The organism is Pseudomonas sp. LABIM340 (assembly GCF_040017195.2).
GTDB lineage: Bacteria > Pseudomonadota > Gammaproteobacteria > Pseudomonadales > Pseudomonadaceae > Pseudomonas.
On sequence record NZ_CM200227.1, the window covers coordinates 2,005,019 to 2,019,078 of the forward strand.

Genomic DNA, 14,060 nt, shown 5'->3' on the forward strand with positions numbered 1-14,060 from the left:
AGCTTTCCCGCCTGAACGGCGAAACCTTCAACCCCGACCCGAGCCCGCGATGAATCTCTCCGACCCGCAAGAACTGGCGACCCTGCTCGAAGGCATCCTCCTGGCTGCCGGCAAGCCCATGTCGCTGGAGCGCCTCGGCGAGCTGTTCGAGGAGGCCGAGCGCCCCGAGCCGCAGCAGTTCCGCGATGCGCTGGCAGTGCTGGGCCTGTCCTGTTCCGGGCGGGCCTTCGAGCTGAAGGAAGTCGCCACCGGCTACCGCCTGCAGGTGCGCGAGAAGTTCGCCTCCTGGGTCGGCCGGCTCTGGGAAGAGCGCCCGCAGCGCTATTCCCGTGCGCTGCTGGAGACCCTGGCGCTGATCGCCTACCGCCAGCCCATCACCCGTGGCGAGATCGAGGAAATCCGTGGCGTCGCGGTGAACACCCAGATCGTCAAGACGCTGATGGAGCGCGAGTGGATCCGCATCGTCGGCTACCGCGAAGTCCCCGGCCGCCCGGCGATGCTCGCCACCACCCGCACCTTCCTCGACTACTTCAACCTGAAGAGCCTGGAAGACCTGCCGCCGCTGGCCGAGCTGAAACTGATGGAGCCCGAGCCGCAGCCGATCCTCGAGGACATGGCGCCGGTGGCCAGCCTGCCGAGCCCCGAGGAATACGACGAGGATTACGTCCCGCCGTCGCTGCAGGCCCTGGCCGACCAGGCCGTGCGCGATGCCGGCGAGGAGCCGGAGCCCGCGCCGCCGGAGGAGCCGAAGGAGGAGACCAGCTTCCGCAGCCTGCTCGCCGAGCTGGACGAGATGGAACAGGGCCTGAAGACCGACTTCGACGACCTGATCGACCGCCCGCCGAGCGACGACGAGGACACCGGCGTGGATGCCGACTTCAGCGGCGTGCATGCGCTGCCGGAGGTCGAGCCGCAGGGCGAGGCCGAAGCGCCCGCCCAGCCTGAAGCGCAAGCCGAGCCCGAAGCGCCCGCGCCGGCCGCGCCCGCAGAGGAAGAGTGGGACGAGGAGCGCGCCCTGCGCGAAGCCATGCTCGAGGAAATGGAGTTCAACGCGCGCAATCGCGACCATTGAGCCCAGGCTTTGGCGCATCTGCCCGAGGCTTTCCAGCCGTTCGGTGATTGACTTCCGCCCTCGGCACGACGACCTTATGTGCCGCGTTCGCAAGGCGCTGGCGGCAACACCCGGGGATGCCGCCCGATCGACCGCCCTGACGACGTCTCTCGACAACAATCCACAGTGGCCTGGCGCCTCGCGCAGGCTGCTGAGTACCCATATGAAAAGAACTCCAATCAGCCGTATCTGCTGGCTCGGCCTCCTGCTGGGCCTTGGCAGCGCTTCGCTTTCCGCCGCCCAGGCGCCTGCCGCCGCAGCCGCCGTGCCGCTGGCCGGCCAGTCCAAGGAAGCCTTCCTCGACAGCCTGATGCAGCGCATGACGCTGGAAGAGAAGATCGGCCAGCTGCGCCTGGTCAGCGTCGGGCCGGACCATCCCAAGCCGGTACTGCTGAAGGAAATCGCCGAGGGCACCACCGGCGCGGTGTTCAACACCGTGGTCCGTCCGGGCATCCGCGACCTGCAGGATGCGGCCATGAAGAGCCGGCTGAAGATCCCGCTGTTCTTCGCCTATGACGTGGTCCACGGCCACCGTACCGTGTTCCCCATCGGCCTGGGCCTGGCTGCGAGCTGGGACATGGCATCCATCGAGCGCAGCGCCCGCGTCGCGGCCATCGAGGCCAGCGCCGACGGCCTCAACCTGACCTATTCGCCCACCGTCGACATCGCCCGCGATCCGCGCTGGGGCCGTGTCTCCGAAGGCTTCGGCGAAGACGCCTGGCTGACCAGCAAGGTCGCTGCCGCGGTGGTCAAGGGCTACCAGGGCCAGGGCCTGAACCAGCCGCAAACCATCATGGCCGGGGTCAAGCACTTCGCCCTGTACGGCGCCGGCGAAGGCGGCCGCGACTACAACACCGTGGACATGAGCCCGCAGCGTATGTTCCAGGACTACCTGCCGCCGTACCGCGCGGCCATCGACGCCGGCGCCGGCGCAGTGATGGTCTCGCTGAACAGCATCAACGGCGTGCCGGCCACCGCCAACAAGTGGCTGCTGCAGGACCTGCTGCGCGGCCAGTGGGGCTACAAGGGCCTGACCCTGAGCGACCACGGCGCGGTTTTGGAGCTGATCAAGCACGGCGTGGCCGCCACCGAGCGCGACGCCACCCAGGCGGCGATCAACGCCGGCGTCGAAATGAACATGAACGACGACCTCTACGGCAAGCACATGCCCGAGCTGCTCAAGGCCGGGCTGATCAGCCAGGACGAGATCGACCGTGCCTGCCGCGACGTGCTCGCCGCCAAGTGGGACATGGGCCTGTTCCAGGACCCGTACCGCTACCTGCAGGGCAAGGACCCGGTCGACACCGACGCCGAGGATCGCCTGCACCGCGCCGATGCCCGCGAGATCGCGCGCAAGGGCATGGTCCTGCTGAAGAACGAGGGCGGTGTGCTACCGCTCAAGCGTGACGGCGTGATCGCCCTGATCGGCCCGCTGGCCGACAGCAAGCGCGACGTGATGGGCAGCTGGTCCGCCGCTGGCAAGGCCTTCCAGGCCGTGACCGTGCTCGAAGGCATGGGCGCCGCCACCCGTGGCCATGCCGCGCTGCTCTACGCCAAGGGCGCCAACGTCACCGACGATCCGGAGATCGTCAAATACCTCAACGAGTACAGCGAAGACGTGAAGGTCGACTCGCGCAGCCCGAAAGCCATGATCGACGAAGCCGTCGAGAAGGCGAAGCAGGCTGACGTGGTGGTGGCCGTGGTCGGCGAATCCCAGGGCATGGCCCACGAGGCGTCGAGCAAGACCAACCTGCACATCGCGCAGAGCCAGATCGAGCTGCTCAAGGCCCTCAAGGCCACCGGCAAGCCGCTGGTGCTGGTGCTGATGAACGGCCGGCCGATGGACCTGCGCTGGGAAAGCGCCAACGCCGACGCCGTGCTGGAAACCTGGTTCAGCGGCACCGAGGGCGGCAACGCCATCGCCGATGTGCTGTTCGGCGACTACAACCCGTCGGGCAAGCTGACCATGACCTTCCCACGCTCGGTGGGCCAGGTGCCGATCTACTACAACCACCTGAACACCGGCCGCCCGTTCGACCACGAGCACCCGAACAAGTACACCTCGCGTTACTTCGACTCGCAGAACGGCCCGCTGTACCCCTTCGGCTACGGCCTGAGCTACACCGACTTCAGCGTCTCGGACGTGAAGATGTCGGGCAGCAAGCTGAAGAAGGGTGACCAGCTGACCGCCAGCGTGACCGTGAAGAACACCGGCAAGGTCGCCGGCGAGACCACCGTGCAGCTCTACCTGCGCGACGTCGCCGCGTCCATCAGCCGTCCGGTCAAGGAACTCAAGGGCTTCAGCAAGATCCTGCTGCAGCCGGGCGAGTCGAAGGTGGTGCAGTTCCCGATCCGCGAGGAAGACCTGCGCTTCTACGACAGCCAGCTGCGCTACGCCTCGGAGCCGGGCGAGTTCAAGGTCTACATTGGCCTGGATTCGGACAACGTGAAGGAGCAGAGCTTCACGCTGCTCTAAGCGTCACCCGCTGCCGCACACGCAAACGCCACGGCTGATCCAGCCGTGGCGTTTTTCGTTCAGGCGGCTTTGGCTGCCTTGCGGGAGCGGAGCCCGATCATCCCGCGCACCGCTCCTTGCACCAGCACCGACAGCAGCGCCGCCTCGGCGAAGCTCGGCAGGGTGTCGTTGGTCGGCAGGCGCAACGCCAGCCACAGGCAGAACGCCGCGAAGGCCGGGCGCCCGCTGACCATGCCGCGCAGCAAGGCGATGACGAAGCCCGCGCCGTGCAGCCGCTGCGACGATACGCAGAGCACGATGGAGAGCAGCGGAAAGACCGCCAGCAGGCCGCTCCAGCTCGGCCCGGCCCAGCCGGCGAGGGCGGTGACGGCCAGGGTCAGCAGCGCGCCAGCGAGCATGCGCAGGCCCAGTTCGAAGCGGCCCAGGGCGGCGATGCTGCCTGACAGTTCGGCACGGGGCATGAACAGCTGGCTGGTCAGTGCGCCCAGTGCTGCAGCGATCAGTGCCCAGAAGGGCGAGGCAGGGAGTTGCGTCAAGGCCCAGGCGGCCACCAGCCAGGCGAGCATCGCGCCGCTCAGGGCCAGCGGCCAACGGTGCTTCCGGCACAGCCAGGCATAGGCGAAGTTGAACGCTTCCGAAGCGAAGATCGCCGCCAGCGCCAGCAGCGCGGCGTGGGCGCCGAAGTCGCGGCCGTGCTCCACGGTGATCAGGTAGAGGATGGGGCCGGCGATGGCGGGCAGCGCGGCGAGACAGCCGGCAACGGTCGGTCCCCACCAGCGCCCGGAGAGGGATACCAGCAGCAGGAACAACGGAACCAGGGTGAGCTTGAGGGCGAGCATGGGCGAGGCCGGAAGGCGTGGAGGGCGGATTCTAGCAAGGCGCGCAGCCTTCGATAACCCGCGTCGATGGCGCCGATGGGGAAATCGAGTTGGACCTTGGCGCCGCGCAGCTGGTTTCAATGCTTCTCCCATTAATGGCGCATTGTGAACCTACATCCGTAGTTCTATTGCCGTCGCTACCGCGAGTTCACATTCTTCGGCTGGAGCTGGGGTGGCGGGGCATAGACCTTCAAAGCGGACAGGGAGCCTGTTAATGTTCCGAGTCCAAAGTGGAAACGGCATGACCGGAGAGAAACGTGGGTTTTTTTGATCAATACGAGTTGTTCTATCGCACCAGTCAGACCAGCCCGTATCCGCACCGTCTGAATTCTCGCTTCAAGGCCATCATTGAGCGGAACAAGCTGAAGCTCGAAGGGAAGCGTGTTCTGGATATCGCGAGCCACGATGGTCGATGGGCTTTCGCCGCATTGCAGGCTGGCGCTGCGCACGTGACTGGAATCGAGCCGCGTCAGGAATTGATAGATAATGCTCACTCAACCTTCGCGCACTATGGGATTTCCGCGGATCGTTATGCGTTCGAATGCGGCGATATCTTCGAAGGTATCCTCGGTAGGCAATTTGATGTCGTGTTGTGCCTTGGCTTTTATTACCACACCATTCGTCATGCTGAGCTGTTGGATCTGATAGATCGGACTGGTGCTGAGTTCGTGGTGATCGATACCGAGGTCACTCCAACGGTTGATGAGGTTTCCGTCAAGGAGTCGAGTGATCCTCGACTGGTTTACGCCAATCCCTACAATATCCAGCTCCTCGCTGATCCGGTAGATGACCAGCAGATGGCTTGGACCGATTCCATGACCAGAAATGGCAAGACCATTGTCGGCCGCCCATCTCGAGCCGCCGTCGCTTTCCTTGCTGACCACTTTGGTTATGACTCCGCCACGTACGACTGGCCGGCGCACTTCGCTGTTTACCCGGAGGCTGCCGCCGTCATGGCTGATTACCGCGACGGATGGCGGGACACGTTTTTCCTGGTTCGCAAGCAATAGCCCATAACGCCATCTAAAAGCCCGCCTGGAGCGGGCTTTTTATTGTTTGAAATCCGGGTCGTGGGTTGGCATGCACGATCCTCTGGAATCTTTGAGTGGCTTCGTTCGATTGCGACTGGCTACTGATCCGAGCCCGACATGCGGTGAGGTTTGTACACGCCTCAAGACGGTCTTGGGTGAGGTGCGGATCCTTGCGGGGTCGACAGACTGATTGGTCGGGTCGATGACGCCGATGAGGAAATCGAGTTGGACCTTGGCGCCATGCGGGTGTCCATTGTGCAGGCCCACTGACGTTCACCCATCGAGTCGAGAGGAAGTCCGTGAAGAGTCCGTGCATCAAGATCTGCGAGTTCGAAGAGGGCATCTGCCTGGGCTGCGGCCGCAGTCGCGAGGAAATCAAGGCGTGGAAGCGCGTCGACCACCTGGGCCAGGAGGCGATCCTGGCCGAGGCGGACATGCGCCTGCTGGTGCTGGAGGCGCAGGGGAAAAGGCTGTATCGCTGAGTAGCTTTTCCTGGGGCCTCATGCCGGGGTTTGCCCTCTCCCTAACCCTCTCCCTGAAGGGAGAGGGGACTGGATCGGAGCAAGGTGAAACCAGGGCATCAGCCGGCACGTATTGCTCCCTCTCCCTTCAGGGAGAGGGCTGGGGAGAGGGTGGTCAAAGGCGAATGCAGGAGTTGCAGGCGTAGGGCGAATAACCCGGAACGGGTTATCCGCCGCATCCTCCACGGCGGATAACGCTGGCGCGTTATGCGCCCTACAGAATATTAGCCGCGTGCTGCAGCCATCGCCCGCGCCGTATCCAGCATGCGATTGGAAAACCCCCATTCGTTGTCATACCAGGCCATCACCTTCACCAGCCGGCCGTTCACCCGCGTGTGGCTGGCGTCGAAGATGGCGGAGCGCGGGTCATGGTTGAAGTCCACCGAGACCAGCGGCTGGCGGTTGAAGCCGAGGATCGCCGAGCCCTCGCTGGCGCGTTCCAGCAGCGCGTTGACCTCCTGGGCGCTGGTGTCGCGGGCGACCTGCAGCGTGAGGTCCACCAGCGACACGTTGATCACCGGCACCCGCACCGCCAGGCCCGTGAGTTTGCCCGCCAGCTCCGGCAGCACCAGGCCAACGGCTTCGGCGGCGCCGGTCCTGGTCGGGATCATCGATTGGGTAGCCGAGCGCGCGCGGTACGGGTCGCTGTGGTAGACGTCGGAGAGGTTCTGGTCGTTGGTGTAGGCGTGGATGGTGGTCATCAGCCCGTGCTCGATGCCCAGATCGCGGTGCAGCACCTGGGCCACCGGCGCCAGGCAGTTGGTGGTGCAGGAAGCGTTGGAGACGATGCGGTGCTCCGCGCGCAGGATGCCTTCGTTGACGCCGAACACCACCGTGGCGTCCACATCCTGGCCGGGCGCGGAGATCAGCACCTGGCGCGCGCCGGCCATCAGGTGCGCCGCAGCCTTGTCGCGGGAGGTGAAAAGGCCGGTGCACTCCAGCACGATATCCACCCCCAGGGCCTGCCACGGCAACTCGGCCGGATTGCGGATCGCCGTGACGGCGATGCGGTCGCCCTCTACCCTGAGGCTTTCGGCATCGTGCTCGACGCGGCCAGCGAAGCGCCCATGCACGCTGTCGTACTTGAACAGGTGAGCATTGATCGCGGCGTCGCCCAGGTCGTTGATCGCCACCACTTGCAGGTGCTGGCGGTAGGGGCCCGAGTAGAGCGCGCGGAGTACGTTCCGACCGATGCGGCCAAATCCGTTGATTGCCAGGCGTATAGTCATGAAGGTCGTCTCTTTTCTTTTGTTGTGGTAAAAACCATTAAATTTCGCCGTCGACGAAAAGTAAACGCCTAGTAATCGATGATTATGTTGTAAAAACAACAACCGATAGTCTGTAGGAGAATGCTGCCATGCACCCTCGTGTGCTTGAAGTCACCCAGCGCATCCAGGCCCGCAGCGCGGCCACCCGCCAGCGCTACCTCGACCTGGTCAAGGCAGCCGCCACCAAGGGCCCGCACCGCGGCACGCTGCCCTGCGGCAACCTCGCCCACGGCGTCGCGGCTTGTGGTGATTCCGACAAACAGGCGCTGCGGCTGATGAACCAGGCCAACGTCGCCATCGTCTCCGCCTACAACGACATGCTCTCCGCGCACCAGCCGCTGGAGCGCTTCCCGGAGCTGATCAAGGACGCCCTGCGGCAGATCGGCTCGGTCGGCCAGTTCGCCGGCGGCGTGCCGGCCATGTGCGACGGCGTTACCCAGGGCGAGCCGGGGATGGAACTGTCCCTGGCCAGCCGTGACGTGATCGCCATGGGCACCGCCATCGCGCTGTCGCACAACATGTTCGACGCCGCGCTGTGCCTGGGCGTATGCGACAAGATCGTCCCCGGCCTGCTGATCGGCTCGCTGCGCTTCGGTCACCTGCCGGTGGTGTTCGTGCCCGCAGGCCCCATGCCCACCGGCATCTCCAACAAGGAGAAGGCCGCGGTGCGCCAGCTGTTCGCCGAAGGCAAGGCCACCCGCGAGGAGCTGCTGACCTCGGAGATGGCCTCCTACCACGCGCCGGGCACCTGCACCTTCTACGGCACCGCCAACACCAACCAGTTGCTGGTGGAAGTGATGGGCCTGCACCTGCCGGGCGCTTCCTTCGTCAACCCGAACACCCCGCTGCGCGACGAGCTGACCCGCGAAGCCGCCCGCCAGGCCGCGCGCCTGGCGCCGGAGAACGGCCAGTTCGTGCCCATGGCGGAAATCGTCGATGAGAAGGCCATGGTCAACTCGGTGGTGGCGCTGCTGGCCACCGGCGGCTCGACCAACCACACCCTGCACCTGCTGGCCATTGCCCAGGCCGCCGGCATCCAGCTGACCTGGCAGGACATGGCCGACCTCTCCGAAGTCGTGCCGATGCTGGCGCGCATCTATCCCAACGGCCAGGCCGACATCAACCACTTCCAGGCGGCGGGCGGCATGTCCTTCCTGATCCGTCAGCTGCTCGACGGCGGCCTGCTGCATGAAGATGTACAGACCGTGGTCGGCAAGGGCCTGCGTCGCTACATCCAGGAACCTTTCCTCGACGACGGCAAGCTGGTCTGGCGCGAAGGCCCGGCGGCGAGCCTGGACGAGAACATCCTGCGCCCCATCGACAAGCCGTTCTCCGCCGAAGGCGGCCTGCGCCTGATGGAAGGCAACCTCGGTCGCGGCGTGATGAAGGTTTCCGCCGTGGCGCTGGAGCACCAGATCGTCGAAGCCCCGGTGCGTATCTTCCACGACCAGTCGAGCCTGGCCGCCGCCTTCAAGGCTGGCGAGCTGGAGCGTGACCTGGTGGCTGTGGTGCGCTTCCAGGGCCCGCGCGCCAATGGCATGCCCGAGCTGCACAAGCTCACGCCGTTCCTTGGCGTGCTGCAGGACCGTGGCTTCAAGGTGGCGCTGGTCACCGACGGGCGCATGTCCGGCGCTTCCGGCAAGGTGCCGGCGGCGATCCATGTGTCTCCGGAGGCCCTCAACGGCGGCCCGCTCGCCAAGCTGCGTGACGGCGATGTGGTGCGCGTCGACGGCACTACCGGCGAGCTGCGCGTGCTGGTGGATGCGGCGGAGTGGGATGCCCGTCCGCTCGTCGAGACCCCGACACTGGATAATGTCGGCATGGGTCGCGAGCTGTTCGCCTTCATGCGCAATGCCTTCAGTTCGGCCGAGCAGGGCGCCTGCAGCTTCACCGCCGAGCTCGACGGCTTGCGCTGAGACGCGTACCTGATGGAATCTTCCGCGCGGCGCGACTGCCTGTCCGTCGCACGGGAGAGCCTTCGGCGCTGTCCTACGCTGAACCTTTCCTCCACTTCCAGGCCCGAGCCCACAATGAACTCCAACAACGCTCAGCCCGCCCCGAACGGTTTCGCCCTGGTCGGCGACATCGGCGGCACCAACGCCCGCTTCGCGCTGTGGCGCGGTGAAGTCCTCGAATCGATCCAGGTCCTTGCTTGCGCCGACTACCCGCGCCCGGAAGACGCCGTGCGCGACTACCTGCAGCGCGTCGGGCAGCCGCTGTCGGCCGTCGACAACGTCTGCCTGGCCTGCGCCGGCCCCGTTGGCGCCGGCGATTTCAAGTTCACCAACAACCACTGGGTGATTCGCCGCGACGCCTTTCGCGCCGAGCTGGGCCTGAGCCACCTGCTGCTGGTGAACGACTTCAGCACCATGGCCTGGGCGGCCTCGCGGCTGTCGGAGGAGCACCTGGTACAGGTGCGCCCCGGCAAGGCGCTGGAAGGTCGCGCCAAGCTGATCATCGGCCCGGGCACCGGCCTGGGCGTCGGCAGCCTGATGCCGCTGCCGGGTGGCGGCTGGGAAGTGCTGCCCTGCGAAGGTGGCCACGTCGACCTGCCGGTGACCTCCGAGCGTGACTTCGCCCTCTGGCAACTGCTGCGCGAGAAGTACGGCCACGTTTCGGCCGAGCGCGTGCTCTCCGGCAGCGGTCTGGAGAACCTCTACCGCATGAGCTGCCAGCTCGATGGCGTGGAGCCGAAATGCGCGACTGCCGCCGAGATCGGCGAGCGCGCCATGGCTGGCGACGCCTACGCCGACGCGGTGCTGGAACACTTCTTCGTCTGGTTGGCGCGGGTCGCGGGCAACGCCGTGCTGACAGTCGGCGCGCTGGGTGGCGTGTACATCACCGGCGGCATCGTCCCGCGCTTCCTCGAACGCTTCCAGCGCAGCGGCTTCACCGAAGCCTTCCGCTCCCGTGGCAAGACCAGCGGGCCGTACCTCGACCCGGTTCCGGTGTGGGTCATGACGGCGGACCACCCGGGCCTGTTCGGCGCCGGCGTTGCCCTGGAGCAGGCGCTGCGCAACGAAGGCTGACGCCGCGCTTCATCCCTGAAGAACAACAAGAACAAAGGACGCCCGAAGTGAACCAGCCTGCCCGATCCATCCTGCTGGTGGACGACGACCAGGAAATCCGCGAGCTGCTGGAAACCTACCTCAGCCGCGCCGGCTTCCAGGTGCGCAGCGTCGCCGATGGCGAGAGCTTCCGCCGCGCGCTGTGCGACGAGGACGCCGCCCTGGCGATCCTCGACGTGATGCTGCCCGACGAAGACGGCTTCAGCCTGTGCCGCTGGATTCGCTCGCACCAGCGCCACGCCTGCATGCCAGTGATCATGCTCACCGCCAGCTCCGACGAGGCCGACCGCGTGGTGGGGCTGGAACTGGGCGCCGACGACTACCTCGGCAAACCCTTCAGCCCCCGCGAACTGCTGGCGCGGATCAAGGCGCTGCTGCGCCGCGCGCAGTTCACCCAGGTGCGCGGCGGCGAGGTCATCGCCTTCGACGACTGGCGGCTGGATACCATCAGCCACCGGCTGTTCCACGAGGACGGCGAGGAGCATTTCCTCAGCGGCGCCGACTTCGCCCTGCTCAAGCTGTTCCTCGACAACCCCCGGCAGATTCTCGACCGCGACACCATCGCCAGCGCCACCCGTGGCCGCGAGGTGATGCCGCTGGAGCGCATCGTCGACATGGCCGTGTCGCGCCTGCGCCAGCGTCTGCGCGACACCGAGAAACCGGCGCGGCTGATCCAGACCGTGCGCGGCAGCGGCTACCTGCTGGCCGCCCAGGTTCGTCCGCACCTCGCCGGCCATGAGTGAACGCCGCCGCTGGGCCCTGGTGCCGCGCTCGCTGCTCGGCCGCATGCTGCTGCTCACCTTGCTGGCGGTGCTGATCGCCCAGGGGCTGTCGAGCCTGTTCTGGATATCCCACCTGCGCACCAGCCAGCGCGACGGCCTGCTCACCAGCTCGCGCAGCCTGGCCTACTCCATGGCTGCCAGCGTCAGCTACTTCCGCTCGCTGCCCATCGGCTACCGCCCGCTGGTGCTCGACCAACTGCGCAGCATGGGCGGCACGCGCTTCTTCGTCTCGCTCAACGAACGGCCGCTGAATCTGCGGGCCCTGCCGGACACCACCAACAAGCAGGCGGTGATCGACATCGTGCAGGACGTGCTGCACCAGAAGCTGGGCAAGGACGTCGAGCTGCAGGTGGAGTTCGTCAGCCCGGACGACCTGCGGCTGTTCAACGGCGAGCTGAAACTGGAGGAGCTGCCGCGCTCCTGGGCGCACTACGCGCTGACCCTGGAGCCGGTGAACCCGCCGGTGCTGGTCACGCAGATCCGCATAGGTGAAAGCGAGTGGCTGTACATCGCCAGCCTGATGCCAGCGCCCTACGTCACCCTGGAGCCCGAGGGTCTGCCGCCGCAGCAGATCATCTCCATCGCCTTCACCAGCCTGCTGCTCTTGCTGTTCACCGGCCTGCTTGTGCACTGGCAGAGCCGCCCGCTCAAGCGCCTGGCCCGCGCTGCCCGCGACATCGCCCTGGGCGGTGAGGAGCAGCCGTTGGAGGAGAGCGGGGCGAGCGAGCTGGTGGAGGTCTCCCGCGCCTTCAACACCATGCGCGAACGCATTGACCGCTACGTCAACGAACGCGCGCAGCTGTTCAGCGGCATCTCCCACGACCTGCGCACGCCGATCACCCGCCTGCGCCTGCGCGTGGAGCTGCTGGAGGATGAACAGGCGCAGGACAAGTTCAGCCACGACCTCGATGAACTGGAGCTGCTGGTGAAGGGCGCGCTGCAATGCGTGAAGGACACCGACATCCACGAAAACGTTGAGCCGGTGGACCTCAACCAGCTGCTGCAATACGTTGCCGGCCCCTACATCGCCGACGGCCGTGTCGAGGTGTTGGGCGCGGCACTGGAGCCCTATCCGGGCAAGCCGCTGGCGCTCAAGCGCTGTATCGGCAACCTGCTGGACAACGCCCTGAAGTACGGCGGCCGCGCCCAGCTGAGCATCGAGGACGATGCCGACGCGGTGGTCCTGCACGTCGACGACCAGGGCCCCGGCGTGCCGGAACAGCGCCTGGAAAAAGTCTTCGAGCCGCGTTTCCGGTTGTCCGAACGGGGGCAGGGTTACGGCTTGGGCCTGGGCATTGCGCGCAACATTGCGCATACCCATGGCGGGGAAGTGACTTTGCAGAATCGCCGTGAGGGTGGGCTGCGGGTGACGTTGAGGTTGCCGCGGTTGGAAGTGGAGTAGGGCGCTTCTCGCTCCCGTCATCTTTCGCCATGAACATTCGCCCAATGTCACCGGCCGGTGACAATCAAAGATCGCTTCGTTACCCGGAGAACGGAATGCCTTGGATAGACTCGGAACATCGCAAGCGAAGACTTGCCTCCAATAACAAGAACAAGGTGCTCTCCATGAATGCGATCCGTCGCCTGTCGGCCGCCATCTGTCTTTCCTCCTTCTGTCTCTCCCCCCTGCTGGCCCACGCCGGTGAAGTCGAAGTGCTGCACTGGTGGACTTCCCCCGGTGAGAAGCGCGCTGCCGAAACCCTGAAGAAACTCGTCGAAGCCAAGGGCCACACCTGGAAGGACTTCGCTGTCGCCGGTGGCGGTGGTGAAGCGGCCATGACCGTGCTGAAGACCCGCGCCGTCTCCGGCAACCCGCCGGCCGCCGCGCAGATCAAGGGACCAGACATCCAGGAGTGGGGCGAACTGGGGCTGCTCGCCGATCTCAACGACGTCGCCGCCGAAGGCAAGTGGGACCAGCTGCTGCCGCCGCAGGTGGCGCAGATCATGAAGTACAAGGGCGACTACGTGGCCGTGCCGGTCAACGTGCACCGGGTGAACTGGCTGTACATCAACCCGGAAGTCTTCAGGAAGGCCGGCGCCACGCCGCCGACTACCCTCGACGAATTCTTCGCCGCCGCCGACAAGCTCAAGGCCGCTGGCTTCACGGCGCTCGCCCATGGCAGCCAGCCCTGGCAGGACGGCACCCTGTTCGAGAACCTGGTGCTCAGCAAGATGGGCCCGGAGGGCTACCGCAAGGCCTTCGTCGAACTCGACAAGAGCACCCTCACCGGCGCGCAGATGGCCGACGTCTTTGCCGCGCTGAAGAAGCTGCACGGCTACGTCGACGCCGACGCTGCCGGCCGCGAGTGGAACGTCGCCACCGGCATGGTCATCAACGGCAAGGCCGGCATGCAGATCATGGGCGACTGGGCCAAGAGCGAGTTCACCGCCGCCGGCAAGGTGGCGGGCAAGGACTACCAGTGCCTGCCGTTCCCCGGCACGCAGAAGGCCTTCGACTACAACATCGATTCCCTGGTGATGTTCAAGCTGAGCAACGAGGAAAACCGCAAGGCCCAGGAAGACCTGGCGCGTGCGGTACTCGACCCGGCCTTCCAGAAGGACTTCAGCCTGAACAAGGGCTCGATCCCGGTGCGCCTGGACGTCGACATGACGCCCTTCGACAGCTGCGCCCAGCAGTCGATGAAGGACTTCAAGGCTGCCTCCGCCAGCGGCAACCTGGTGCCGAGCATGGCCCACAGCATGGCTGCCTCCAGCTATGTGCAGGGCGCGATCTTCGACGTGGTCACGAACTTCTTCAACGACCCCGCCGCCGACCCGCAGAAGGCCGCGCAGCAACTGGGCGCCGCCATCCAGGCCGCCGCGCAGTAAGGCGCTCGCCGGCTCCCTGGCGGAGCCGGCCTCTCTCCTCAACTGAACGACTCCGGGTCGCCACGGCAGCCCGGGTGGGCTCACTCATCCGAAGAG

11 protein-coding genes are annotated in these 14,060 nt (G+C 66.0%); 9 read left to right on the forward strand and 2 right to left on the reverse strand.

What is annotated here, in order from left to right; genetic code table 11:
* Window positions 1–49: 49 nt before the first annotated feature.
* On the forward strand, window positions 50–1,072 hold the full coding sequence (gene scpB / locus ABKS89_RS09420; protein ID WP_348589512.1) for an SMC-Scp complex subunit ScpB: 1,023 nt from the start codon (window positions 50–52) through the stop codon (window positions 1,070–1,072).
* Window positions 1,073–1,289: 217 nt separating this feature from the next.
* Window positions 1,290–3,587 (forward strand): beta-glucosidase BglX, encoded by a 2,298-nt coding sequence (gene bglX, locus ABKS89_RS09425; RefSeq protein ID WP_348589615.1) that lies wholly within the window; start codon window positions 1,290–1,292, stop codon window positions 3,585–3,587.
* A 59-nt stretch (window positions 3,588–3,646) separates the two neighbouring features.
* Here the strand turns inward: bglX and ABKS89_RS09430 are convergent, their stop codons facing one another.
* Complete coding sequence (locus tag ABKS89_RS09430; RefSeq protein ID WP_348589510.1) at window positions 3,647–4,426, reverse strand: hypothetical protein; 780 nt, start codon at window positions 4,424–4,426, stop codon at window positions 3,647–3,649.
* A 296-nt stretch (window positions 4,427–4,722) separates the two neighbouring features.
* Between ABKS89_RS09430 and ABKS89_RS09435 the strand changes: the two genes are divergently transcribed.
* Together ABKS89_RS09435 and ABKS89_RS09440 are read left to right on the forward strand one after the other, a co-directional pair.
* On the forward strand, window positions 4,723–5,475 hold the full coding sequence (locus ABKS89_RS09435) for a class I SAM-dependent methyltransferase (protein ID WP_348589508.1): 753 nt from the start codon (window positions 4,723–4,725) through the stop codon (window positions 5,473–5,475).
* A 320-nt stretch (window positions 5,476–5,795) separates the two neighbouring features.
* Entirely contained in the window at window positions 5,796–5,978 is a 183-nt protein-coding gene (locus tag ABKS89_RS09440) for a DUF1289 domain-containing protein (RefSeq protein ID WP_138212809.1), read from the forward strand.
* A gap of 263 nt (window positions 5,979–6,241) precedes the next feature.
* Here the strand turns inward: ABKS89_RS09440 and gap are convergent, their stop codons facing one another.
* On the reverse strand, window positions 6,242–7,246 hold the full coding sequence (gap, locus tag ABKS89_RS09445; protein ID WP_348589506.1) for a type I glyceraldehyde-3-phosphate dehydrogenase: 1,005 nt from the start codon (window positions 7,244–7,246) through the stop codon (window positions 6,242–6,244).
* Between the two features lie 128 nt (window positions 7,247–7,374).
* On the opposite strand from gap, the gene edd reads away from it, so the two are divergent.
* From edd to ABKS89_RS09470, 5 genes are all read left to right on the forward strand, one after another.
* Entirely contained in the window at window positions 7,375–9,201 is a 1,827-nt protein-coding gene (gene edd, locus ABKS89_RS09450; RefSeq protein WP_138212811.1) for a phosphogluconate dehydratase, read from the forward strand.
* Between the two features lie 114 nt (window positions 9,202–9,315).
* Complete coding sequence (locus ABKS89_RS09455; protein WP_348589504.1) at window positions 9,316–10,314, forward strand: glucokinase; 999 nt, start codon at window positions 9,316–9,318, stop codon at window positions 10,312–10,314.
* 47 nt (window positions 10,315–10,361) lie between these two features.
* Window positions 10,362–11,096, forward strand: coding sequence for a response regulator (locus tag ABKS89_RS09460; RefSeq protein WP_081518033.1), 735 nt, complete (start codon window positions 10,362–10,364; stop codon window positions 11,094–11,096).
* Between the two features lie 19 nt (window positions 11,097–11,115).
* Window positions 11,116–12,537, forward strand: coding sequence for an ATP-binding protein (locus ABKS89_RS09465; RefSeq protein WP_348589613.1), 1,422 nt, complete (start codon window positions 11,116–11,118; stop codon window positions 12,535–12,537).
* A gap of 164 nt (window positions 12,538–12,701) precedes the next feature.
* On the forward strand, window positions 12,702–13,964 hold the full coding sequence (locus tag ABKS89_RS09470; protein WP_348589501.1) for an ABC transporter substrate-binding protein: 1,263 nt from the start codon (window positions 12,702–12,704) through the stop codon (window positions 13,962–13,964).
* Window positions 13,965–14,060: the final 96 nt, after the last annotated feature.

Excerpts from the sequence above, each read along its gene's own strand:
- scpB (WP_348589512.1), top strand. The coding sequence starts at position 50 with ATGAATCTCTCCGACCCGCAAGAACTGGCGACCCTGCTCGAAGGCATC.
- ABKS89_RS09430 (WP_348589510.1), bottom strand. The coding sequence starts at position 4,426 with ATGCTCGCCCTCAAGCTCACCCTGGTTCCGTTGTTCCTGCTGCTGGTA.
- gap (WP_348589506.1), bottom strand. The coding sequence starts at position 7,246 with ATGACTATACGCCTGGCAATCAACGGATTTGGCCGCATCGGTCGGAAC.
- edd (WP_138212811.1), top strand. The coding sequence starts at position 7,375 with ATGCACCCTCGTGTGCTTGAAGTCACCCAGCGCATCCAGGCCCGCAGC.
- ABKS89_RS09455 (WP_348589504.1), top strand. The coding sequence starts at position 9,316 with ATGAACTCCAACAACGCTCAGCCCGCCCCGAACGGTTTCGCCCTGGTC.
- ABKS89_RS09470 (WP_348589501.1), top strand. The coding sequence starts at position 12,702 with ATGAATGCGATCCGTCGCCTGTCGGCCGCCATCTGTCTTTCCTCCTTC.